Below are 23,388 nucleotides of genomic sequence, written 5' to 3'. Positions count from 1 at the left end.
CTCAGGCCGGGCTGCGGCCTGGCATTTCGATGCCATGCTGGTGCACCCGTCGATACAGGGTCGCCCGGGAAATGCCGAGGGCCCGGGCGGCGGCGGTGGGTTTCCAGCGGTGGCGCACCAAGGCATCGAGCAATGCCTGGCGTTCCGGGCTGGCGCTTGGCTCCGGCCCGTGTTCGGCGACGTCCGTGCAGTGCAATGACTCAGGCAGGTGGCTGAGCTGGATCACACTGGCTTCGCACACCGCGCAGGCATAGCGCAGCACATGGCGCAACTGGCGGACGTTGCCCGGCCAGTGATAACCGAGCAGGCATTCCAGGGCTGCGCCGCTCAATTGTACGGTTCCCCCGCACAACGCCGATTCCTCGGCAAGAATCCGATTGATCAACGCCAGCCGATCGCTGCGGTCACGTAACGGCGGTAGCTGGAAACGCGCACCGCCCAGGCGGAAATACAAATCCTCGCGAAACTCGCCAGCCGCCACCAGGGTTTCCAGGTCGCGGTGGGTGGCACAGATCACCTGGATGTCGACGGCCTTGCGGCGGGATGCCCCCAGCGGCGCCACTTCACCCTCGGCCAGTACCCGCAGCAGGCGGGTCTGCAAGGCCAGCGGCATGTCACCGATTTCATCCAGGAACAGGGTGCCGCCATCGGCCTGTTGCAGCAGGCCCTGCATGCCTTTGGCCGAGGCACCGGTAAACGCCCCGGCGACGTAGCCGAACAATTCGCTCTCGATCAGGCTTTCGGGAATGGCGGCGCAGTTCAGCGCCACGAAAGGGCGGTCACGGCGCTGACTGGCCTGGTGCAACTGGCGGGCGAAGACTTCCTTGCCGGAACCGGTTTCGCCCTGGATGAGCACCGGCAGGTTGCGATCCTTGACCCGTACTGCCAGGCGCAGGCTGTCGGCCAGGCGCGGATCGATTTCCAACGGGGTCATCGCCACCCGCGAACGTGAACTGGCCCGTTGGCGGGGCGCGCTCAAGCGCCCGTGGAGGGCGTGATCGAGCAAGCAGAGGCTTTCGTCCCGGGCACGGTGCAGCCGTTGCTGATCGAACACCTGGCCGATGTGTTGCGGCAACTGCCCGTACTGGTGCAGCAGGTATTGGCGGGCGGCCGGGTTCAAGGCTTGCAGGCAACCGTCGTCGTCCCAGGCGAACAGGAAGTCCGGCTGGCTGTCGACGTAGCCGGCATTGCCATGGGCCCGCAGCACCCAGTAACCCTGGGCGCTGCTCATGAAAAATGCCTGTTCGATCTCCCGGGCGCTCTGCACCACCATTTGCCGGATCAAGTGCTGCGAGCGGCGATCATCCGGCGAGCGCACCGCCGAGACGTCCAGCACCCCGAGCAATTCCCCCTGGGGGTCGAAGACCGGCGCGGCGGAGCAAGTCAGGCCAATGAACGCTGCGCGGAAATGGTCACGCTTGTGCACCGTCACCGGGGCCTTGCCCGTGAGCACCGCCGCCACGCCACAGGTGCCTTCTTCGCCTTCCGACCAACAGGTGCCCAGGTACAGCCCGGCCTTGCGACAGTCGTTGCGGATCGTGGTTTCCACTCGGTAGTCGATGGTCTGGCCCTGGGCATCGGTCAGTAGCACGCAATAGTCGGCATCGCGCACCCGGCCGTGGAGGCGGGCCACTTCTTCGCTGGCGATGTTGAGGAACAGCTCGGAGCGCTCGCGGCATTGCTTGAGCACGTCCTGGGACAGGATGCGCGGGCCCTGCAGCGAACCCGGGTCCAGGTGATGTTGCTCCAGGGAACGGCGCCAGGAGTCGAGGATCAGGTCCGGGACGGGCAGTTGTGGCAATTGGTTCGCGTTTTTCACCACGCGGCTGACGCAATCCACGTGCGCCCGGGAGTGAGCGGAAAGCATAGGGGCCTCCGATTCAGCTTCTTGTCGTTGTGCGCACATTAAGCGCCGTTCGCTGGGTGCAGACAAGCTCGACGGGTTGTTCGGGCGGTGTGAGACGCCACGTCTCAGGGTCTCGCCGGAACCTCGTGCAGGCTGACATGGAGCGTCTCACCGGGGCTCGCTTGCGCTTATCGAAAATCACGCCTTGACCGCTCTGGTCCGGTCATTCCGAGCCGTTTTCCCGTAACTGGCACTGCCCTTGCTCTATCCCTGGAACCCGCCCGACGGGTCATCCAATAATAACAACGAGGTGCCTATGATCTTCTGTCCAGGGTCTTGCTGCCCAGGCCGTTCGCCTGTCTTTCCCGCGGTGGCACCATGAGCCGCCGGCCACTGACCGTGGGCATCATCGCCAACCCCGCATCGGGCCGCGACGTGCGGCGCCTGACCGCCAATGCCGGGCTGTTTTCCAGCACTGACAAGGTTTCGGTGATCCAGCGCCTGCTGGCCGCATTCGGCGCCACTGGCATCGAACAGGTGTTGATGCCCACTGACATGATCGGCATGGCCGCCGCCGTGCTGAAGAACAGCCACAGTCGCCAGGCCCGCAGCAGTCACTGGCCGGCCCTGGAGTTTCTTGACCTGACTCTGCGCCAGACTGTCGAAGACACCCGCCGGGCCGCGCGCCTGATGGCCGAGCGCGAAGTGGCGCTGATCGCCGTGCTCGGCGGCGACGGCACCCACAAGGCGGTGGCCGCCGAAGTGGGTGATATCCCGTTGCTGACCCTGTCCACCGGCACCAACAACGCTTTTCCCGAACTGCGCGAGGCCACCAGCGCCGGGCTGGCCGGTGGGTTGTACGCCAGCGGCCGGATCCCGGACGCGATCGGTTTGCGCCGCAACAAGCGCTTGCTGGTCTGCGACGCCGCACGTGGCTTGCGTGAGGTCGCCCTGGTGGACGTCGCCGTATCGCCGCTGCGCTTTGTCGGCGCCCGAGCCATCAGCCGGGCACAGGACCTGGCCGAAGTCTTCGTGACCTTCGCCGAACCGCAATCCATCGGCCTGTCTGCGTTGTGCGGCTTGTGGTTTCCGGTGTCACGCCAGGCACCGGGCGGGGCCTGGATGCGCCTGGACCCGCATTCCCCCGAAGCGCTGCTGGTACCGCTCGCGCCGGGCCTGCTACAGGGCTGTGGGGTGCTCGCCGCCGGCCCTTTGGAACCGGGCGTCGCCCATGGCTTGTCACTGTCCAGCGGCACCTTGGCCTTGGATGGCGAGCGGGAAATCGAATTCAACGTCCATGACCGGCCCACGGTCACCCTCGATGCCGGCGGCCCGCTGAGCATCGACGTCAACGCGGTGCTGGCCTACGCGGCGCAACAGCGGTTGCTGGCCATCGGCCGCGAACACCCGCAACACCCTCTGAATCTTCAAGAAGACACCCCAGGAGAATAAAAATGTCGACACCGCTCACCCACGATCAACTGCTGCACGCCTACCAGGTGATGCGCACCATCCGCGCCTTTGAAGAGCGCCTGCACGTGGAGTTCGCCACCGGCGAGATTCCCGGATTCGTCCACCTGTATGCCGGCGAAGAAGCCTCGGCTGCCGGGGTCATGGCCCACCTGGGGGACGACGATTGCATCGCCTCCAACCACCGTGGCCACGGCCATTGCATCGCCAAGGGCGTGGACGTCTACGGGATGATGGCCGAGATCTACGGCAAGAAAACCGGCGTCTGCCAAGGCAAGGGCGGCTCGATGCACATCGCCGATTTCGAGAAGGGCATGCTCGGCGCCAACGGCATCGTCGGCGCCGGTGCTCCGTTGGTGGTTGGCGCGGCTTTGGCGGCCCGGCTCAAGGGCACCGACAGCGTCGCCGTGGTGTTTTTCGGCGATGGCGGCTCCAACGAGGGCGCGGTGTTCGAAGCCATGAACATGGCCTCGGTGTGGAACCTGCCGTGCCTGTTCATCGCCGAAAACAACGGCTACGCCGAGGCCACTGCTTCCAATTGGTCGGTGGCCTGCGATCACATCGCCGACCGCGCGGCCGGCTTCGGCATGCCTGGGGTGACGGTGGACGGCTTTGACTTCTTCGCCGTGCATGAGGCCGCTGGGGCCGCCGTCGAACGCGCCCGTGCCGGGGAAGGGCCGTCGCTGATCGAGGTCAAGCTGACCCGCTACTACGGCCACTTCGAGGGCGACGCCCAGACCTATCGGGCGCCCGATGAGGTCAAGCATTTCCGGGAGAACCAGGACTGCCTGATGCAGTTCCGCGAGCGCACCACCCGGGCCGGTTTGCTCACCGTCGAGCAGTTGGACCAGATCGACAAGGAAGTGGACCTGCTGATTGAAAACGCCGTGTACAAGGCCAAGTCCGATCCCAAGCCCTCTGCAGCGGACCTGCTGACCGACGTCTACGTCAGCTATCCCTGAACGCCCCCCTAAAACAAGAACAGAGAATTTCATCATGGCGAGAAAAATCAGCTATCAGCAGGCAATCAACGAAGCCCTGGCCCAGGAGATGCGCCGCGATTCCAGCGTGTTCATCATGGGTGAGGACGTGGCCGGTGGTGCCGGCGCCCCCGGTGAAAACGATGCCTGGGGCGGCGTGCTCGGGGTGACCAAGGGCCTTTACGACCAATTCCCCGGGCGCGTGCTGGACACGCCACTGTCGGAAATCGGTTATGTCGGCGCGGCGGTCGGCGCCGCCACCTGCGGCGTGCGTCCGGTGTGCGAACTGATGTTCGTCGACTTCGCCGGGTGCTGCCTCGACCAGATCCTCAACCAGGCGGCGAAGTTTCGTTACATGTTCGGTGGCAAGGCCTCCACGCCCCTGGTGATCCGCACCATGGTCGGCGCCGGCCTGCGCGCCGCCGCCCAGCATTCGCAGATGCTCACGTCCTTGTGGACACACATCCCGGGGCTGAAAGTGGTCTGCCCATCATCGCCTTACGACGCCAAGGGCCTGCTGATCCAGGCGATCCGCGACAACGACCCGGTGATCTTCTGCGAGCACAAGTTGCTCTACAGCATGCAGGGCGAAGTGCCGGAAGAGCTCTACACCGTGCCGTTCGGCGAGGCCAACTTCCTGCGCGACGGCAAGGACGTGACCCTGGTGTCCTACGGACGGCTGGTCAACACCGCGATGGACGCGGCGCGCAACCTGGCCGGACGTGGCGTTGACTGCGAAGTGATCGACCTGCGCACCACCAGCCCGCTGGACGAGGACAGCATCCTGGAAAGTGTCGAGAAGACCGGGCGCCTGGTGGTGATCGACGAGGCCAACCCGCGCTGCTCCATGGCCACCGATATTTCGGCGCTGGTGGCGCAAAAAGCCTTTGGCGCACTCAAGGCCCCGATCGAAATGGTCACCGCGCCGCACACGCCGGTGCCGTTCTCCGATGCCCTGGAAGACCTGTACATCCCTGACGCGGCGAAGATCGAACAAGCCGTGCTCAACGTGATCGAGTGGAGCAAGCGCTGATGAGCCAGATTCATACCTTGACCATGCCCAAGTGGGGCCTGTCGATGACCGAGGGCCGGGTCGATGCCTGGCTCAAGGAAGAGGGGCAGGCCATCACCAAGGGCGAGGAAGTGATGGACGTCGAGACGGACAAGATCTCCAGCAGCGTCGAGGCGCCGTTTTCCGGAATCCTGCGTCGGCAGATCGCCCGCCAGGATGAAACCCTGGCGGTCGGCGCCTTGCTCGGCATCGTCGTTGAGGGCGAGGCCAGCGAGGCCGAGATCGACGCGGTCATCGAGCAGTTCCAATCCAACTTCGTGCCCGGCGACGCGGCCGATGAAGACAGTGGCCCGAAACCGCAGAAAGTCGAGCTGGACGGCCGGGTGATCCGCTATTTCGAGCGCGGCGAGGGCGGCACGCCGCTGGTGCTGGTGCACGGTTTCGGCGGCGACCTGAACAACTGGCTGTTCAATCATGAAGCACTGGCCGCCGGGCGGCGGGTGATTGCCCTGGACCTGCCGGGGCATGGCGAATCGTCGAAAACCCTGCAACGTGGCGACCTGGACGAGCTGAGCGGCGTGGTGCTGGCGTTGCTCGATCACCTGGACATCAACGCGGCCCACCTGGTGGGGCATTCCATGGGCGGGGCGGTGTCGCTGAACGTCGCGCGGCTGATGCCCCAGCGGATACGGTCGCTGACCTTGATCGGCAGCGCCGGCCTGGGGGCGGAGATCAACGGCAGCTACCTGAAGGGTTTCGTCGAAGCGGCCAACCGTAATGCCCTCAAGCCACAACTGGTGCAGCTGTTCTCCAATGCCGAACTGGTCAACCGGCAGATGCTCGACGACATGCTCAAGTACAAGCGCCTGGAGGGCGTGGACGCGGCGCTGCAGCAATTGTCAGCGACGTTGTTCGCCGACGGCCGCCAGCAGGCGGACCTGCGCGAAGTGGTGCAGGCCGGCCACGTACCGACCCTGGTGATCTGGGGCAGCGACGACGCAATCATCCCCGCGACCCACAGCGACGGACTGAGTGCCCAGGTCGAAGTGCTCCCCGGCCAGGGCCACATGGTGCAGATGGAAGCGGCCGAGCAGATCAATCGATTGATTAACGAGTTCATCGGACAGCACTGACCAAGCGGGCGGCGACATGCGTCGGCGCCCTATAAAAATTCTGGAGGCAACGCTATGAACGTTTCAATCAAGCCGACCCGCAGCATGCGCGCCGCCGTCTGGCATGGCCGCAACGACATCCGCGTCGAAGACGTGCCACTGCCGGTTTCACCGCCCGCCGGGTGGGTGCAGATCCGCGTGCAATGGTGCGGCATCTGCGGCTCGGACCTGCACGAATATGTGGCCGGGCCGGTGTTCATCCCGGTGGACGCGCCGCACCCGCTGACCGGGATCAAGGGCCAATGCATCCTCGGCCATGAGTTCTGTGGCGAAATCGTCGAACTGGGTGCCGGCGTCGAAGGTTTCAGCGTCGGCGAGCCGGTGGCAGCGGACGCCTGCCAGCACTGCGGCACCTGCTATTACTGCACCCACGGGCTCTACAACATCTGCGAGAACCTGGCCTTCACCGGGCTGATGAACAACGGTGCGTTTGCGGAGTTGGTCAACGTCCCGGCCAACCTGCTGTACAAGCTACCGGCGGACTTTCCCGCCGAGGCCGGTGCCTTGATCGAGCCGTTGGCGGTGGGCATGCATGCGGTGAAGAAGGCCGGCAGCTTGCTGGGCCAGAACGTCGTGGTGGTCGGCGCCGGGACCATCGGTTTATGCACGATCATGTGCGCCAAGGCGGCCGGCGCGGCCCAGGTGATCGCCCTGGAAATGTCCGGCGCGCGCAAGGCCAAGGCCCTGGAAGTCGGGGCCAGCCATGTGATCGATCCGAATGAATGCGACGCCTTGGCCGAAGTACGGCGCCTGACGGGTGGCCTGGGTGCCGATGTCAGCTTCGAGTGCATCGGCAACAAGCACACCGCCAAGTTTGCCATCGACCTGATCCGCAAGGCGGGTAAATGCGTATTGGTGGGGATCTTCGAAGAGCCGAGCGAGTTCAACTTCTTTGAGCTGGTCTCCACCGAGAAGCAAGTGCTGGGCGCGCTGGCCTACAACGGTGAATTCGCCGACGTGATTGCCTTCATCGCCGACGGACGCCTGGACATCTCGCCGCTGGTGACCGGGCGCATCCAGCTGGAGGAGATCGTCGGGCAGGGCTTCGAGGAACTGGTGAACAACAAGGAGCACAACGTGAAGATCATCGTGTCTCCCGCACGCATCTGAGAGCGCCCGGGTGGGCGATTTGGCGATGGCCGGCAGCGGTCATCGCTTTTTTTCAGGTGTAGGCCAGCAGGCGGCCGCAGGATATGACCGCGATCCACAGGGCGATGGAGACCAACGCCTGGGCCTTGGCCAGGCTGGGTGCCTTATGGCCGGTGTTCCATTGCAGGACGGAACGGTAGGTGCCAACGTGGAACAGCAGGGCGTTAAGGCCCGCTGCCGCGATCAGGTACAGCTTGAGGATGAAGACGTTGTTGCCGGCAAAGTCATGGGGGTGAGCACTGAACATCATCAACCCGGCTGGCACGATCAACAGCAGGGCCGCAACGGCCCAGGTCAGCAGGTGGCGGGCCAGGGCAGTCACAGCGATGCCCTTGGACAGCCCTAGAACGCGCAGGTCGAACATCACCACCGCGCCCGCCAGCACCGAAAAGCCGATGATGTGCACGACCTCCACCAGCGGGTAGAGCCACAGTTCGCTGCGCATGGCCGCCGCCAGGGACGAGTTGCCCAACTGGTCCATCCAGCCCTGGGTTGAGCCTGCCGGGGAAGCTTGCATCAGCGCAACTCGGTGGTCTTGTCGTCGATGGTGATGCGTTCGGCGCGTAACTCGTCGGGTTTGTTGCGGTTCGCATAGCCGACCACGGTGGCGCGGTTACCCGCTTTGAGCATGTCTTTGCTCAGTCCCCGATTCTCCATGCGTGACGGCGGGGCCAGCACGACGGTCCAGGTTTTATCCGTGGTTTGCAGGCGCACGTAGCCATGGGGATGGGAATAGCCGGCTTCCTTTATCGTGCCGTCGAGCGTCAGGGGATTGCTGGCGTCGTATTCGCTCCAGCCGTGGTGGGCGAGTGCCGCCGTGGTGATCAGCATTGATGAGAAGCCGATGCAGCGAAGCATCATGTTCATGGCAAGATCTCCTTGGGGGTGATCGATTCAATCGGGCAGGTACGCGCGCCAGACCCGCTGCCCGCCGAGTTGAAGCCGCTGTTCCTCGTCCTCGCGGAACTGTCGATCGCAGTCGAGAAAAAACTCATCGAGTTGGGGCGGCGCGACGTCGGTGGCGCTGAGCATGCCGTGGACCTGCCCACGATGATGGATCTGATGCTCGAACAGGTGCAACAGCAGCCGGTCGATTCGTTCGCGCACCATACCGTCGGCACGCACCAGATCGACGAAGCGGGCGAGGTCTTTCTCCCGCAGGGTTTCGCAGAACGCCACCAGCCGCTGGTCGGTCTGGGTCTGGTTGTGCATCAGTTGGGCAAAGGTCAGGGTCTCGGAGAAGTCCTTTATCTGGCCGTCCCGGTCGCCTTCCAGGGCGGTGAGGTAATAGCGGTCCACTTCCAGGATGTGGCAAAGCGTGGCTTGGATGGACGGGAAGAACCCCGTGCGCGGTGCCTCATAGTCGGCCTCGCTCAACTGCGCGCAGGCGCCGAGCAGCCTGTGGTTGGCCCATCGATTGTTCAGGGCCTGGGCCAGGAAATAATTCATGGTAAGCCTCTCTTGTCCGTCACAAATCCTGTGGGAGCGGGCTTGCTCGCGAAGACGGCGTTACATCCAGCATAGTCATCTCAGACAAACCGCTTTCGCGAGCAAGCCCGCTCCCACAGTGGGAATTGCATGGGCTCACTATCGCGCATTCACCCCAAACCCCTGTGGGATTTCATCCGCTTCGGGAGGAGTCGGTTCTTAAAGCCCCACATCCGGCAACACCGGCCGATTGGCCAAGGCCTTGGCCATGATCTGCTCCACATACACCCGGTCCGCTTCCGGCAGGGCCAGGCGCGGTGGGCGGGTGAGGGCGCTGCCGCGGCCGGCGATGGCTTCGCACAGCTTGATGCATTGCACCAGGTCGGCGCGGGCGTCCAGGTGCAGGATCGGCATCAGCCATTCATAGATCGGCATCGCTTCGGCGAACCGTCCAGCGCGGGCCAGGCGGAAGATGGTCTCGCCTTCCTGCGGGAACACGTTGGACATGCCCGAGACCCAACCTTCGGCGCCCACGGCAAGGCTTTCCAACACCACGTCGTCGAGGCCTGCGAACAGCACAAAGCGATCGCCGACTTCATTGCGCACGTCGATGAAACGCCGGGTATCACCGGAAGAGTCCTTGAAACACACCACGTTGTCGCAATCGGCCAGGGAAATCAGGATGTCCGGCGTCACGTCATTCTTGTAGATCGGCGGGTTGTTGTAGACCATCAGCGGCACATCGGCGTGGCGGGCCACGTAGCGGAAATGCTCGGCGGTCTCGAAGGGCTTGGAGCCGTAGACCAGCGCCGGCATCAGCATCACCCCGTCGACACCGACCTTGCGCACCGCGTTGGCGACCTTGGCGGCCTGCACACTGGTGAACTCGGCCACGCCGCAAATCACCGGCACCCGGCCGCGGGAGGCATCCACCGCGACTTCGGTCACGGCGATTTTTTCCTCGGCGCTCAGGGAGGTGTTTTCCCCCACCGACCCGCAGACCACCAGGCCGGAGACGCCATCGCGAATGACGTTGGAGATCACTTGATGGGTTTTTTCCAGGTTGATGGAAAAATCATCGTTGAATTGGGTGGTGACGGCAGGGAAGACGCCGCTCCAGTTGATGCGTTTGCTCATGGGTTGTCTCCGGTTATGGTATTTCGTATACGTAGATAAAGTTGAGTCGAATACAGAGCTTTTGTGGCGAGGGAGCTTGCTCCCGCTGGGCTGCGAAGCGGCCCCAATAACTACCTGGCAACTCAGTGTGTCAGGCAAATGCAGAGGGCCGCTTCGCGCCCCAGCGGGAGCAAGCTCCCTCGCCACAAGGGCTATGTGCAAAGGTCAATGTCATACACCCGGCCAGGTATCTGAAAGCCGATAGCCCTGGGGCCACGGATCGGCCGGGTCGAGCAGCAACTGATGGGTCCCGGTGATCCACGCCCGTCCGGCGATGCACGGGTAAATCGCCGGGCGTCCGGCCACCTCCGTGAGTGAGTCGATGCGGCAGTGGAATTCGGAGCCGATGATCGAGCGGCCTATAAAGCGTTCGCCGACTTGCATCAAACCCTTGGCCTGCAGCACCGCCATGCGCGCCGAGCAGCCGGTGCCGGTGGGCGAACGGTCGATCTTGCCGGGCTGGATCACCACGGCATTGGCGCCGGTGGCAACGCCGTTCTCACGGACGATGGGCGCGGCGATCTGGCAGAACGAAATGTGCGACCAGTCGGGATTCAGCGGGTGCACGAAGCCCAGTTGCTCATTGGCGGCGCGGGTGATCTTCAAGCCCACGGCCACCAGTTCGGCGGCCTCGTCGGGACGAATGGCAAAACCCAGGCGCTGGGCATCGACAATGACAAAGCTGTCGCCGCCATAGGCGGTGTCCACCTGCAACGAACCCAGGCCCTCGACTTCGATCCAGGCATCGAGGCGGTCGGCGAAGGAGGGCACGTTCTTGATCTCGACCCGTTGTACCTTGCCGTCGCGGCAGTCGGCCACGGCTTCGATCAGGCCGCCCGGGGCTTCCAGTACCAGGCGGGTCTGGGGTTCGGTCATCGGCAGGATGCCGCTGTCCAGTAATACGGTGGCGACGCACAGCGAGTTGGAGCCGGACATCGGCGGAGTATCGGCCGGCTCCATGATGATCCAGGCCATCTGTGCTCGCGGGTCCTTGGCCGGCACCAGCAGGTTGACGTGGCGGAACACGCCGCCACGGGGCTCGTTGAGGACAAAGTTGCGCAGGGTCTGGTCCTGGGCGATCCAGCGTGACTGTTCCCACACCGTGGCGCCGGGGGGCGGCGCGACACCGCCGACGATCACATCGCCGACTTCGCCTTCGGCGTGGCAACTGACGACATGGATGATTTTTGATGAGCGCATGGATCAAATCCTTGGGTTGTCTGGTCGGGCCTCATCGCGAGCAAGCTCGCTCCCACAGGGTTCTGTGGTGGACACTGATTGGGCGTTGTACACAAAACCAGTGTGGGAGCGAGCTTGCTCGCGATAGGGCCATCGGCTATTTCACCGACTTGAGAAACGCCGCCGTCTCCGGCTGCACCGGATTGCCAATCACCTGGTCCGGCGGTCCGATCTCATGGACCCGGCCATTGCAAAAGAACGCCACGCGGTCGGACACGTCCCGGGCGAAGCGGATTTCGTGGGTCACCAGCACCATGGTCATGCCGTCTTCGGCGAGCATGCGCATGGTGTCCAGCACTTCGCCCACCAGTTGCGGGTCCAGCGCCGAGGTGGCTTCGTCGAAGAGCATGTAGTCCGGCGACATCGCCAGCGCCCGGGCGATCGCCATGCGCTGTTGCTGGCCGCCGGACAGCTTGCTGGGGAAGGCCTTTAGCTTGTCCCCCAGGCCCACATGCTCAAGCTGCTTCACCGCCAGTGCCTCGGCGTCCTGGCGACTCTTGCCCAGCACCTTGCGCGGCGCGAGCATGACGTTTTCCAGCACGGTGAGGTGGGGAAAGGCGTTCCATTGCTGGAAGACGATGCCGATCTTTTGCCGCAGGCGATTGAGGTCGGTGGCGCGGTCATGGACCTCGATGCCGTCCACGCGGATGCAGCCTTTCTGGATCGGCTCCAGGCCGTTGATGCACATCAGCAGGGTCGATTTGCCAGAGCCGGAGCCGCCGATGATCGACACCACTTCGCCCTTGTCCACCGTCAGGCTCACCCCCTTGACCACTTCCAGGTCACCGAAGGATTTGTGCACGTTTTCGATCTCAATCATTTTCCTGCCACCTTCTTTCCAGGCGTGCGCCGAGGCGGGCAACCACCAGGCTCATGACGTAGTAAATGAGGCCCGCGATGCACAGCACCAGCAGGGGTTCCTGAATCCGCGTGACGATGGTCTGCGAGGCCCGCAGCAATTCGACGATGCCGATCCACATCACCAGCGCGGTGTCCTTCATCACGCCCAGCACCAGGTTCAGCCAGCCGGGAAAGGCCACCCGCGTGGCAATCGGCAGGACGATGAAACGCAGGTCCTGCCCATAGCTCAGGCCCAGCGACCGGCTGGCCCGGCGGGTGCTCAAAGGCACCGCCAGCACGCCACCGCGGACGATCTCGGTGAAATAGGCGGCGGCGTAGACCCCAAGCACGATGCAGCCGACGGCAAAGGCGCTGAGGTTCAGGCCGACGATGCTCTTGAGGGAGTTGAACAGCACGAACTGGATCAGCAGCGGCACACTGCGAAAAACGTCCAGCAGCCAGGCCAGTGGCAGGCTGGCCCGCGGCAGCAACGCCCGCAACAGGCCGAACAGCAACCCGGCCAGGGTGCCGAGCAGGATCGACCACACGGTCAGTTGCAGCGTGACCCAGGCCCCCTCGAGCAAATACAGCAGGTCGTTAACGCTGAGGCTTGTAGAAAACATGAGCAACCCTCCTCAATAACGAAACAAGCGCCAGGACAACAGCCGGGCCAACCCGACGATCAGCTTGGCGATCAGGTAATACAGCAGCGCCGCGAGGGCGAAGTATTCGAAGGTGCGGAAGGTCTTGACGTTGTATTCCTGGGTGACGCCGGTGAGGTCGTTGTTCAGGCCAACCACCACCCCCAGGGATGTCATCAGCACCGCCCAGACCATCTGGTTGGTCAACGGGTAGAAGACGATGCGCAACAGTTGCGGGACGATGATCATCCGGTAGGCCTGGAAGGCGCTCATCCCCAACGAACGGGCGGCGCGCATTTGCGTGCTGGGCACGGCCTTGAGGCCACCGCGAAAGTTTTCCGCCAGGTAGCCGGCGTTGTTGAAGGTGATCCCGGCCAGCAAGGCCAGCCAGGAACTGACGTGCAGCCCGAGGGAGCCGAGGCCGAAGTAGAGGATGTAGATCTGGAACAGCGAGGGCGTGTTGCGGGCGATGGACACCCAGCCATTGCCCACGCCCCGCAGCAGGCGATTCGGGGCCTGGCGCATCACCGTCAACACCAGGGCGATCAGCACGCCGAAAATCATCGACAGCGCGGCGGTTTCGAAGGTCACCCAGGCCCCGGCGAGCATGTCGGGCAGGGCGCGCAAGGCCGGGCGCCATTGGAAGCTGTAGTCAAACATGGGTCGGGCTCCCCGTGCGGGCGGTGGGTTGCAGCCACATCGGCGGTTGACCGTGGGTTGCGGCGGTGCACGCGGCCTCGACGCAATCGGCGAGGGCGCCAAAGTGCACCCCGCGACCGACCAGGCCCGGTGCGTAGTGGGCGTATTTGCCAGAGTTGGTCATCAGTGTGGTGGCCCGGGGCGGGATCACCGGCTCGCCCAGCATGCACCAGCAGGTGTCGGTCACCAGCACCGCGCCGAAGGCCTCGATGACGGTGAGATGTCCAGCCTTGCGGGCTTGTTCCAACACCGCCCGGCCGCAGGTGATCGCCAGCACCACATACGGATGCTTGATCCGGCCCGCGCACAAGGTCGCGAGTGCGGCGAATTCGCTGAGGGAGAAGTGCGGATTGCCCAGGGACACCACGTCCACCCAGTTGTCCCGGGCACTGTTGAGCTCGCGCCAACTGGCAAGCAGGCCCGCGGCATCGACGCTTTCCTGCGGCACGGTGACGTCGCTCGCCAGGACAGCGGCCGGGTCGAGGGCTTCCGGCGTCACCCCGGCGATGTGGAACAACGGCGCGGCGCTGGTGGTGGCGAACGCGGCGCCGAAGGCCTTGAGGTCGTCCAGGTTCGGCGCGGCGTGCTCCAGGCCGCGTATCAAGGGGATGCGCCGGCCGGCCAGGCTGCCGATGTGGTAGCCCAGCAGCGGATAGAAACTGTCATCCACCTTACCCAGCGCCGGTACGTCGACGATCAGCCGAGCCTTGCGTGGGTCGTCGAGATGACAGCCGGTCAACGGTGCTCGTCCGCACAGGGCGATGCAGATGTCGAGGAAGTCCGGGTATTTTTGCGTGCGCGCGCCCAGCACACTGTTGGCGTAGACCACCGCGTTGGATTCGGCCCAGACGATCTGCTCGCCGGCCTTTGGCGCGGTGTCCAGCAGGTAGGGCGCGCAGGTGAAACTCAGTTGGGCGCCCATCGCCATATAGGCATCGCCCAGGGCACTGGCCGGCTCGCCCAAGGCTGGATCGACGCCCAGCGCGCGCCAGCGGCGCTGGTCCACGGAAATGGCATTGAGGGTGGTGGGCACGCGCACCTGCGCGCCCCACTGCACCAGTTGTTCGGCAAAGCGCAGGCTGGCCGGGCCGGTGTAGATGCAGCCGTCGATGTGGGCCTGGGTCACGTCCAGCAGTTGCGTGGCGCCCTGGATCTCGGCCATGCGCAACACGATGTGCATCGCCACCTGGGCGGCCTTGCCGTGGGCGCCGTCGAGCAGCGCCCGGTCCTGCTCGGTCAGCTCCAAAGTCGAAGCCGTGGGCAGTTGAGACGCTGCGTCCGAACCTTGCCAGCCGTCGTTGGGGCGGCGCCCGGTGAGGGTCAGGACATCGTCTTCAAGGCGGACAAAACCCTGGCCGCGCAAGCCATTGAAGGCCTCGTGCCCGACGCACAACACCGGCAACGAGCGCTGGAAAATCACCTGCGCCACCAGCACGCCCAAGGTCAGGATTTCATCGGCTTCGGCCAGCACCAGGGCGGCAGGGGCGTGGCCGTTGCTTATCAGTTCCATCAACACGCTGCTGCCGGTGCAGGAGCCGCGCCCGCTGGGGATCGCCAGCACGCGCCCGGCCAGGCGCTCGCCGCTCAGGGGATGGTGGCGGTCGATGACCTCGCCGCTGGCCGGGTCGACCCCGCCCCAGAAACTCAGGCCCACCTCGGCGAACAGCAGGGCGCCCTGGGCGGCGCCCTCTACCAGGCTGCGGCCTTTCACACGGACAGGCGTGCTTGGCATGCGCCGGTCCTCAGTAGTAGACCTGGGGAACGGTCAGGTTGGCCGGTGGGATGTCGGTGCCGACCCATTTGACGAACAGCTCGTTGTAGCGGCCTGTGCGCACCTGCTGGTTGACGAACAGGTTGAGGTAGTTGAGCAGGCCGTACTCGCTGCGCTTGGCGCCGAGGGATACGTAGTCGATGACGTAGGGTGCGTCACCGGCGATCTTCAGGCCCTTGTACTTGCCCGACTTGAGGGTCGCGGCGGCCACGGTGTTGGTCACCACGGTGGCATCGATATGCCCCTGGGCGACGGCCAGTAGGGTGTCGTTTTGCGACTGGTAGGCGCGGAAGCTGCCGCTGCCCCAGCTTTTCTGGTCCTTCTCCAAGGCGATGGCTTCGTAGGTGCTGCTGGTGTTGCCCAGTTTCTTGCCCTTGAGGTCGGCATAGTTGTTGATGCCGGTGTCGTCGCGGGTCAGCACCACCATCTGGAAGGCGAAGTAGGGCACGGTCAGGCCGACGGTCTTGGCCCGCTCCAAGGTGTCGGAGGTGGAGGCGACGATAACGTCGGCGCGGCCTGACAACAGCGCGGGGATTCGGTCGGAGAACGGGGTTTCCACCACTTCGGCCTCGACACCGAGGACCTTCGCCAGGTCATGACAATAGTCCACGTCAAAGCCCGCCGGTTTATTGCTTGCGTCGCGAAAACCCATGGGTGGAAAGTCCAGGGTCACGGCGCAACGCAGGGTGCCGGAGCCGATGATGTCGTCGAGCTTGTCGGCGTGGGCGGGGGCAATGAAAAGCGGGATGAGGACAACGCTGAGGGCTACGGCCAATGCAGGGTTTTTCATAAATGCCTCGCTGTCGAATAAATGCGGTGAGATATCGTATTGAGGATTTCGTATACGATATTAGATAAGCAATCGGCATGCCTGTTTCCGGTTATATCGCGGTAATGGCATTGGAAGGCTGATCTAGAGGGGTTCCCGGCGGGCGGTGAACCGTAAGGGCAGGGTGCTACGTTGGTCTGGGGTGTTACAGATGGGAGCAGCCACGGGATCCGACGCCCCATCAGGGAACAAGATCAGCGCTGGTTCTCGCGATATTGGCTCGGCGACAGGCTGGTCAGGGCCCGGAACTGGCGGCTGAAGGCGCTGTGGTCGGTGTAACCGCAGCGCAGGGCAATCTCGGTGATCGGCAGGTCTTTGTCGAGTAACAGCCGCGAGGCTTCCTCCAGCCGTGCCTTATGAATCATCTGCCGTGGTGTGAGTTGGAAGATGCGTTTGCAGTGCCGCTCCAGTTGCGCCACCGACAGTTCAGTGATAGCGGTCAGCTCGGCGAGGCTGATGGGACGGGCGAAGTGCTGCTTGATATGGGCATCCACCGCCGCCAGTTTGTGGAACGCCGGGTGGCTCGATTGCGGCAGTTGCAAGTCGCGGGAAATGCCGGCCAGACCGACGATCTGACCGCTTGGGTCGTGCAGGGCGAGCTTGTGGGTCAAGCACCACACCGGTTGGTTGCCGTAGTACAAATGCAGTTCGAGCTGGTCGGCCAACTCCCGCCCGCTGGCTAGCACCCGACGATCCTGTTCGGTGTACAGCGGGCCGAAGCGTTCGGGGAACACCTGCTCGGCGGTGAGGCCGAGCAGGTCGCCCCTGTGTTTGAAACCGCAGCGCCGGGCCAGGGTCTGGTTGACGAAGGCGTAGCGGGCCTGCCGGTCCTTGATGAAAAACACCACGTCGGCGAGGGTGTCCAGCAACGGGGCGATGGGCTGCAGGCTGTGCAGCAGGGTGTCGAGGTCGCAGGGGGCAAGGGAAGTGAGCGAGGGGTACATGGCCGGCTTCGTCTTTTTTGTGGGAGCTGTAGCGCAGTGTCAGCCGGAAATGTGTTGCCTGTCACGCCGCCATCGCGAGCAGGCTCGCTCCCACAGGGGATTTGTGGTGAGTGCAGGCCAGAGTGGGATGTGTGCCGGGCTCAGGTGGGCGGGGTTTCTTCCAGCTCCAGCAGGGTCTCGATCCGCGCCGGGCTGAAGGGCGGACGAGGTAGGGGCGGTGTCCAGCCGAACAGGTGTTCCAGGGCGGCGGCGCACACGCGGCCCTGGCAGGCGCCCATGCCGCAGCGGCTGGCCAGTTTCGCTTCGCGCCAGTTTTCGTGGTCGACCAGTTCGCCATACGGTACGTCTTCGCAGCGGCAGACCAGGGTGTCGCTGCGGGCCAGGGCCTTGAGCCGTGGATCGAGGACGAAGGCCGTGTTCAAGGCCCGGGCGAAACCCTGCCAGCGTGCGCGGCGTGGCCACAGCTGTTGGGCGGCGGCACTATTGCCGACGGCGGCGTGGCCGGCGATGGCGCCTTCCACCAACGCCAGTTCGCTGCCGCCGAAACCGGTGCACTCACCGGCGGCGTAATGTTCGCGGCGCGTGGTCGCTTGCCAGGCATCAACCGCCAGCGCCTGGTCTTCAATCGCGCAGCCCAGGGCCTGGCCCAACTGGGTATTGGGAATGAGCCCGAAGCCACAGGCGAGCCGGTCGCAGGCCAGTTCAATCGTCTTGCCTTGCTGATGCAGGCGCACGCCCTCGAGTCGTTCCCGACCGAGCGCCTCTACCACATGGGTGTCGGTGCGGTAGTGCGAGTCGAACAAACTGAACGATTGGAAAAACTTCCCCGGCCAGCGCGGCAGTTGCCCGGCGAAACCGGCGACGGCGCCGCGACTGGCCTGCTCGGCGATGCGCACCACCTGTGCACCTTGATGCTTCGCCGTGGCGGCGCTGGCCAACAGCAAGGGGCCGCTGCCGGCGATGACCAGCCGTTCGCCGCGCACCGGCAAGCCGCCCTTGATCAGCGCCTGCAACCCGCCAGCGCCGGTCACGCCGGGGAGCGTCCAGCCAGGAAACGGCAGCAGCAACTCACGGGCACCGGTGCAAAGGATCAAGCGCTCGTAGCGGATCTGCCAGCCGCGCTCGGCATCTTCCACCAGCAAGGTTTTATCCGCCGCGCAGGCGATTACGCGAGTGCCGGCATGGCAGCGTACGTTGGTGCAGTTTCGCAGTTGATCGCGCAGGTGCCGGGCTGCACTGGGCAGGTTGGCCTGGGGACCGTCGCGCCAGATCTGCCCGCCGGGCAGTGGGTTGTCGTCCAGCAACACGATGTGTGCGCCGCTGCTGGTCGCGGCGAGGGCGGCGGCCATGCCGGCGGGGCCGGCGCCGATGATCAGCAGGTCGGTGGCTTCGTTCATGGTCGGGTCTGCACGTGCATGCCATCGAGGCACAGGGTCTGGCAGGCCAGGCGGAGTCGGCCATCGATCAGCACCCGGCATTCCTGGCAGATGCCCATGCCGCACAACGGTGCTCGCCGCTGGCCGCTGACCGAGGTGCGGCTGCAACCGTCCGCGCCCAACGCCAATGCTGCCGCGACGCTGGTGCCGTTGGCGACGTACAGTGGGCGGCCGTCCAAAAACAAGTCAGGCATGGCTCCAATACTCCTTGGCTAAGTGGATGTCAGGAGCACACCCAAAACCTGTGGCGAGGGAGCAAGCTCGCGCTGGGCCTGTAGGAGCTGTCGAGCGGAGCGAGGCTGCGATCTTTTTCCTGATAGCTGGAATCTCAAGCGAAAGATCAAAAGATCGCAGGCTTCGCCAGCTCCTACAGAGCCCTGCGCGAGCTTGCGCCCTCGCCACAGGGGATGTGTGTCGGGCTTCAGGCATGGGCGGGTTCCCCCAGGAAACGCTGCGGCAGGTAAGGTTGCGCGGCCAGGGGCGAAGTTTCGTCGAACAGCTGCGCGACCAGCAGGTCGGCCGTCGCGGGGGCCGTGGTGACGCCCAACCCCTCGTGACCCACCGCCAGCCACAGCCCCTTGCGCTGCGGATGTTGGCCCACCAGGGGCAAGCCATCGGGACTCGCCGCGCGGAAACCGGTCCAGGCCCTGATGCCGTTCAGGTGCGCCAACCCTGGCAGGTACTCGACGGCGCGCTTGAGCATCTTCGCCAGCATCCAGCCTTCCACCTGCGGGTCGACGGTGCCGAACTGCCGCGAGGCGCCGATGAACAATTGCCCGGTCGGGCGTGGTTGGATATTGCACGCCACCGACGGCCCGCTGGCGTTATGGGCGCTGGTGACGTAGCCCAGCTCCACCAGGGTATGGGTGATGGTGGCGGGGTAGCGATCGGTGATCAGCAGGTGGCCCTTTTTCGGTTCGATGGGCAGTTCCGGGCATAGTTCTGTGGCCTGGATGCCATTGGCGAGGACCACCGCCTCGGCGCTCAACCAGCGTCCGTCGTCGAGGCGCACACGAGCACCGTCGACTTCGCTGACCTGCGCCCGTTGCTGGCGGATATTGGGCGCGTCGAGCATCCAGCGCGCGGCCGCCGGGGCGTAGAGGATGCCGTCGCCCTTGATCAGCAGTCCGCCTTCCAGCCCCGGGCGCAGCTCAGGCTCACGCTGATGCAGGGCGGTGCGGCCGATCAATTCACAGGATTCGCCATGGGCCAGCAGGTTCAGGTATTTGCTGTGGGCCACGGCCATCTCCTCGGCATTGGCCGCCAGCCACAAGGTGCCGTTGTTGCGCCAGGCGCAACTGGCGGGCAGGGCTGGTGCCAGTTCGCGCCAGCGTTGCAGGGAGTATTGGCTGAGGGCCAGTTCCGCCGGGTTGTCATCCAGCACCAACAGATGCCCCATGCCGGCCGCCGTGGCGCCGTGCCAACCGGCATCCAGCACCAACACCTTGACGTTGCGCCGGGCCAATGCCTGGGCGCAGGCCGCACCGATGATGCCGGCGCCGATGATGATCACGTCGGCGACCTGGCCTTCGTTCACGGGCGAATACCCCAGGCGAACGGGTCATCCGCTTCGATGATCAGGGTGGTTTCAGCGCTGATGTAGGCGCGGCCGCGAATGGTCGGCACGATGCGCTCGCCCGAACGTTCGTAGGAACCTTCGAACTCGCTGCCAATGACACTGGCCTGGCGCCAGATCTGCCCGGGTTGCAGCTTTCCATCGGCCGCCAGGCATGCCAGTTTGGCGCTGGTGCCGGTGCCACAAGGGGAGCGGTCATAGGCCTTGCCCGGGCAGAGCACGAAGTTGCGACTGTCGGCTTGCGGGTCGTCGGCAAACAGTTCGATGTGGTCGATCAGTCCGCCGTCCTCGCCGCGAAAACCCTGCTGCTCCAAGGCTTGCTGCACGGCGTAGGTGTAGGCGGTCAACGCGTCGAGGTTATCGCCGGCCACGCGCTGGCCATGTTCGGCGATCAGGAAAAACCAATTGCCGCCCCAGGCCACGTCGCCCACTACCTGGCCGATGCCGGGCACCTCCAGGGCCAGTGCCTTGCGGTACCGGTAGGCCGGCACGTTGCGCACGCTGACCGAGCGATCCTCGTGCAAGGTTGCCTGGACCGTGCCCACCGGGGTTTCGATGCTGTGCACGCCGGGGCCGATCCTGCCCAGGTGGGCCAGGGACGCCACCAGGCCGATGGTGCCGTGGCCGCACATGCCCAGGTAGCCGCTGTTGTTGAAAAAGATCACGCCGGCACAGGCGTTCGGGTCCACCGGTTCACAGAGCAGTGCGCCCACCAGCACATCGCTGCCCCGCGGTTCGAGCACGCAGGCGCTGCGCCACGCATCATGCTCCGTGGCCAGCCGTTGCTTGCGCTCGGCCATGCTGCCCTGGCCCAGGTCAGGAAAACCGTCGGTGACCAGTCGGGTCGGTTCGCCGCCGGTATGGGAATCGATCACGGTGATGCGTTTCATGGGAGGGCCACGTCCGTTCAGATGAGTGACGGCAAGCGTGGCCCGCGCCAGGGGGCGACGGCTTGAGGGTTTTATCTGTCGCCGATGACGAAATCGGCACAGCGTTGGCCCATCAATGGCTGGAAGGCAGGAACTTGAACAAGGTCTCGCAGACCCCGGCGATGTGTTCGTCCAACAACTCCACGGCCCGCTCGACGTCACCGGCGCGGCAGGCCTTGATGATTTCCCGGTGCTCGTGATCGGCACGGTCCTTACCGGCCGAAAGGCTCATTTGCATGCGCAGGTAACGCTCCAGCTTGTCGTGGACCGAGCGGATCAACCCCACCATGAACGGTCGTTGCGCGGGTTCGTAGAGGCAGGCATGCAGTTGCCAGTTCAGTTCGGCCCAGCGTCCCACATCGTCTTCACCGATGAATTCCTGGCAGATGCTTTCGGCGCGGGCGAAGGTGTCTTCGGTCATGTTGGGAATCGCCAGGCGCAGCACTTTGTCTTCCAGCAGCATGCGCACCTCGAACATCTGCGCCAGCTCCGCCTCGGAAATGCGCGTCACCATCGCCCCGCGATTGCGCTGGAACATCACCAGGCCCTCGGCCTCCAGGCGCTTGAGGGCTTCGCGCACGGGAATCTTGCTGACGTTGAACTGGCGGGCGATGTCATCCTGGCGAATCGGCTCGTCCTCGGCAAAGTGCCCGGCCACGATGGCATCGCGCAGGTGGCGGGTGATGATTTCCGAGGTGGACGGGGTGTTGCCCAGGTCAGGCAGGTTGAACTTGGATAAAGTCACGGCGGCGGGTCGTTCGGCTTAGGTGGGGATATGGTATACGACTTTGCCGGGCGCGGTGTTCAAGGGAGGTTTTGTAGGAGCTGGCGAAGCCTGCGATCTTTTGACCCTGATCTTTCGCTCTCGACTCAATGGGCAGTGGCAAGATCGCAGCCTCGCTTCGCTCGACAGCTCCTACACAGCTCTTGCACAGTTCCAACAGCCTGGCAGTTCAGCCGTGGGACAGGTGGCTCACATAAGCCTCTGTCCGGAGGATTCGCCATCCGGTCACGGACGCCCCCGCCAACAACGCCAGGCCAAACACGATCAACGCCACATCAGCGCCAAAAGCGTCAGCCAACAACCCGGTCACCACCACCGGAATGCTGAACCCGACATAGGCGAACAGGAAGAACCCGGCGCTGACCCGGGCCTTTTCCGCCCCAGCCATGGCCGTTATAGCCGACAGTCCACCCAGGTACAGGAAACCGTAGCAGGCGCTGCTCGCGCCCAGCGCGCCCAGCAGCACGGCGGGCAGGGAACCGGCGCTCGCGCCCCAGGCCAGCAACGCGTAGCTCGCGGGCAGGATCAACAGGCCCAGGCATGTGGCCCTGGCCGGCTGCAGGCGTCGCACCCAAGGTTGGAAGAGCAAGCCGCAACTGATGACCGTGAAGGTCGACAAGCCAGACCAACGCTGCAAATCGTGGGTCGCCAGCACCGACGGCAACAGGGCGATGACCAGGCCCGAGGTCGCCCAGGCCAGCAGCATGGAAAAGCTGTAGGGCAGGCTGCCGGCGGGAAACAGCGGCAGGCGCAGCAGCGGTGCATCGTTGATCCTCGGTGCCGGGTCCGGGAGTCGCCAGACCACGACAATCGCGATGGCGGCCAACATCAGCTGCAACCAGAAACTGCCGGGCGTGGCGCTGTGGTGGACGAACAAGAACAGACTGGTCAGCGCCGCCCCCAGGCCAAAGCCCAGGGAGGTGCTGGCGGTGACCCGGTTGGCCGGTGAGCGGGTATCGCCGGTGGCCATGAGCTCGGTCATATAGGCGGTCGACGTGGCCGAAGCCAGCCCCGTGCCGACCCCCATCATCAGGCGCGCCACGCCCAGCGCCACCAGGTTCGGCCAGAGCATGGTCACCAGCGTCGCCAGCATCGACAACCCGAGGGCGACCAGGATCAACGGCTTGCGTCCGACCCGGTCGGCCAACCCACCGAACGCCAGCAGCACCGGCAGTACGCCCAGCACATAACCGGAAAACGCCACCGCCGTGGCGCCGGCCCCATAGCCGGACAACTGCGCGTAGGTGGTGTACAGCGGCGCTTGCAGGTTGACCGCGAGGGTGATCAGGCAAAGCCCGAAGGCCAGCCCCCAGGAATGTCGATGCGATGGGTTCAAAGGGTGTTCCTTAAGGGTATGCAGAAGTCCCGAGGACTATCACTGCCGGGCACAACGCAAACAAGGAACAGACCCAGGCCATTTGTGTTTAACTGTTTGCCGAAAAATAGAGAACACTTGACCAAGAGTGC

The 23,388-nt window shown here is 64.6% G+C and carries 23 protein-coding genes; 5 read left to right on the top strand and 18 right to left on the bottom strand.

The features are described from left to right. Position 1: 1 nt before the first annotated feature. On the bottom strand, positions 2-1,867 hold the full coding sequence (locus tag AD659_RS07060) for a sigma-54-dependent Fis family transcriptional regulator (protein WP_053119654.1): 1,866 nt from the start codon (positions 1,865-1,867) through the stop codon (positions 2-4). 357 nt (positions 1,868-2,224) lie between these two features. On the opposite strand from AD659_RS07060, the gene AD659_RS07055 reads away from it, so the two are divergent. From AD659_RS07055 to AD659_RS07035, 5 genes are all read left to right on the top strand, one after another. Next, a complete protein-coding gene (locus tag AD659_RS07055) occupies positions 2,225-3,298 on the top strand; it encodes an ATP-NAD kinase family protein (RefSeq protein WP_053119652.1) in 1,074 nt (357 codons plus the stop codon). Between the two features lie 2 nt (positions 3,299-3,300). After that, positions 3,301-4,278, top strand: a complete 978-nt coding sequence (locus AD659_RS07050) for a thiamine pyrophosphate-dependent dehydrogenase E1 component subunit alpha (protein ID WP_053119650.1) — start codon at positions 3,301-3,303, stop codon at positions 4,276-4,278. A 34-nt stretch (positions 4,279-4,312) separates the two neighbouring features. Beyond that, the gene (locus AD659_RS07045; protein WP_053119648.1) at positions 4,313-5,329 is read left to right on the top strand and encodes an alpha-ketoacid dehydrogenase subunit beta; all 1,017 of its coding nucleotides are present in this window, start codon (positions 4,313-4,315) and stop codon (positions 5,327-5,329) included. Next, entirely contained in the window at positions 5,329-6,441 is a 1,113-nt protein-coding gene (locus tag AD659_RS07040; protein ID WP_053119646.1) for an acetoin dehydrogenase dihydrolipoyllysine-residue acetyltransferase subunit, read from the top strand. The genes AD659_RS07045 and AD659_RS07040 overlap by 1 nt, the downstream gene beginning before the upstream one ends. 84 nt (positions 6,442-6,525) lie before the next feature. Beyond that, positions 6,526-7,590 carry a 2,3-butanediol dehydrogenase gene (locus tag AD659_RS07035; protein ID WP_231987739.1) on the top strand — a complete coding sequence of 355 codons (1,065 nt, stop codon included), beginning with the start codon at positions 6,526-6,528 and terminating at the stop codon, positions 7,588-7,590. Positions 7,591-7,642: 52 nt separating this feature from the next. Here AD659_RS07035 and AD659_RS07030 read toward each other — a convergent pair whose 3' ends face one another. The 17 genes from AD659_RS07030 to AD659_RS06950 all read right to left on the bottom strand — a co-directional run bounded on the left by AD659_RS07030 (position 7,643) and on the right by AD659_RS06950 (position 23,257). Continuing rightward, positions 7,643-8,146: a DUF6644 family protein gene (locus AD659_RS07030; protein ID WP_053119642.1), complete on the bottom strand. Its 504-nt coding sequence runs from the start codon at positions 8,144-8,146 to the stop codon at positions 7,643-7,645. Beyond that, on the bottom strand, positions 8,146-8,496 hold the full coding sequence (locus AD659_RS07025; protein ID WP_053119640.1) for a DUF6152 family protein: 351 nt from the start codon (positions 8,494-8,496) through the stop codon (positions 8,146-8,148). The genes AD659_RS07030 and AD659_RS07025 overlap by 1 nt, the downstream gene beginning before the upstream one ends. A 27-nt stretch (positions 8,497-8,523) precedes the next feature. Continuing rightward, a complete protein-coding gene (locus tag AD659_RS07020; protein ID WP_053119639.1) occupies positions 8,524-9,078 on the bottom strand; it encodes a DinB family protein in 555 nt (184 codons plus the stop codon). A 198-nt stretch (positions 9,079-9,276) separates the two neighbouring features. Beyond that, positions 9,277-10,194, bottom strand: coding sequence for a dihydrodipicolinate synthase family protein (locus tag AD659_RS07015; protein WP_003202565.1), 918 nt, complete (start codon positions 10,192-10,194; stop codon positions 9,277-9,279). Positions 10,195-10,404: 210 nt separating this feature from the next. Continuing rightward, on the bottom strand, positions 10,405-11,433 hold the full coding sequence (locus AD659_RS07010; RefSeq protein ID WP_053119637.1) for a trans-3-hydroxy-L-proline dehydratase: 1,029 nt from the start codon (positions 11,431-11,433) through the stop codon (positions 10,405-10,407). 136 nt (positions 11,434-11,569) lie between these two features. Beyond that, positions 11,570-12,292 (bottom strand): amino acid ABC transporter ATP-binding protein, encoded by a 723-nt coding sequence (locus tag AD659_RS07005; protein WP_053119635.1) that lies wholly within the window; start codon positions 12,290-12,292, stop codon positions 11,570-11,572. Then, positions 12,285-12,935, bottom strand: coding sequence for an amino acid ABC transporter permease (locus AD659_RS07000; RefSeq protein WP_053119633.1), 651 nt, complete (start codon positions 12,933-12,935; stop codon positions 12,285-12,287). The genes AD659_RS07005 and AD659_RS07000 overlap by 8 nt, the downstream gene beginning before the upstream one ends. Before the next feature lie 12 nt (positions 12,936-12,947). Continuing rightward, positions 12,948-13,613 carry an amino acid ABC transporter permease gene (locus AD659_RS06995; RefSeq protein WP_053119631.1) on the bottom strand — a complete coding sequence of 222 codons (666 nt, stop codon included), beginning with the start codon at positions 13,611-13,613 and terminating at the stop codon, positions 12,948-12,950. Further along, positions 13,606-15,384, bottom strand: a complete 1,779-nt coding sequence (gene lhpI / locus AD659_RS06990) for a cis-3-hydroxy-L-proline dehydratase (protein WP_053119629.1) — start codon at positions 15,382-15,384, stop codon at positions 13,606-13,608. Before lhpI ends, AD659_RS06995 begins: the two co-directional genes overlap by 8 nt. A gap of 10 nt (positions 15,385-15,394) precedes the next feature. Next, a complete protein-coding gene (locus AD659_RS06985; protein ID WP_053119627.1) occupies positions 15,395-16,213 on the bottom strand; it encodes an ABC transporter substrate-binding protein in 819 nt (272 codons plus the stop codon). Between the two features lie 233 nt (positions 16,214-16,446). Beyond that, positions 16,447-17,196: an AraC family transcriptional regulator gene (locus AD659_RS06980; RefSeq protein WP_053119624.1), complete on the bottom strand. Its 750-nt coding sequence runs from the start codon at positions 17,194-17,196 to the stop codon at positions 16,447-16,449. 140 nt (positions 17,197-17,336) lie between these two features. Continuing rightward, on the bottom strand, positions 17,337-18,593 hold the full coding sequence (locus AD659_RS06975) for an NAD(P)/FAD-dependent oxidoreductase (protein ID WP_053119622.1): 1,257 nt from the start codon (positions 18,591-18,593) through the stop codon (positions 17,337-17,339). Continuing rightward, positions 18,590-18,826 carry a 2Fe-2S iron-sulfur cluster-binding protein gene (locus tag AD659_RS06970; RefSeq protein ID WP_053119621.1) on the bottom strand — a complete coding sequence of 79 codons (237 nt, stop codon included), beginning with the start codon at positions 18,824-18,826 and terminating at the stop codon, positions 18,590-18,592. Before AD659_RS06970 ends, AD659_RS06975 begins: the two co-directional genes overlap by 4 nt. 227 nt (positions 18,827-19,053) lie before the next feature. Beyond that, on the bottom strand, positions 19,054-20,169 hold the full coding sequence (locus AD659_RS06965) for an NAD(P)/FAD-dependent oxidoreductase (RefSeq protein WP_053119619.1): 1,116 nt from the start codon (positions 20,167-20,169) through the stop codon (positions 19,054-19,056). Then, the gene (locus AD659_RS06960) at positions 20,166-21,098 is read right to left on the bottom strand and encodes a 4-hydroxyproline epimerase (RefSeq protein ID WP_053119617.1); all 933 of its coding nucleotides are present in this window, start codon (positions 21,096-21,098) and stop codon (positions 20,166-20,168) included. The genes AD659_RS06965 and AD659_RS06960 overlap by 4 nt, the downstream gene beginning before the upstream one ends. A 112-nt stretch (positions 21,099-21,210) precedes the next feature. After that, positions 21,211-21,882: a GntR family transcriptional regulator gene (locus AD659_RS06955; RefSeq protein WP_053119615.1), complete on the bottom strand. Its 672-nt coding sequence runs from the start codon at positions 21,880-21,882 to the stop codon at positions 21,211-21,213. A gap of 208 nt (positions 21,883-22,090) precedes the next feature. Further along, positions 22,091-23,257 (bottom strand): MFS transporter, encoded by a 1,167-nt coding sequence (locus AD659_RS06950; RefSeq protein WP_053119613.1) that lies wholly within the window; start codon positions 23,255-23,257, stop codon positions 22,091-22,093. Between the last annotated feature and the right edge of the window lie 131 nt (positions 23,258-23,388).

Source organism: Pseudomonas thivervalensis (assembly GCF_001269655.1).
Lineage (GTDB): Bacteria > Pseudomonadota > Gammaproteobacteria > Pseudomonadales > Pseudomonadaceae > Aquipseudomonas > Aquipseudomonas thivervalensis.
Note: the sequence above shows the minus strand (reverse complement) of the source record. Positions and strands in the feature narration are given on the sequence as shown.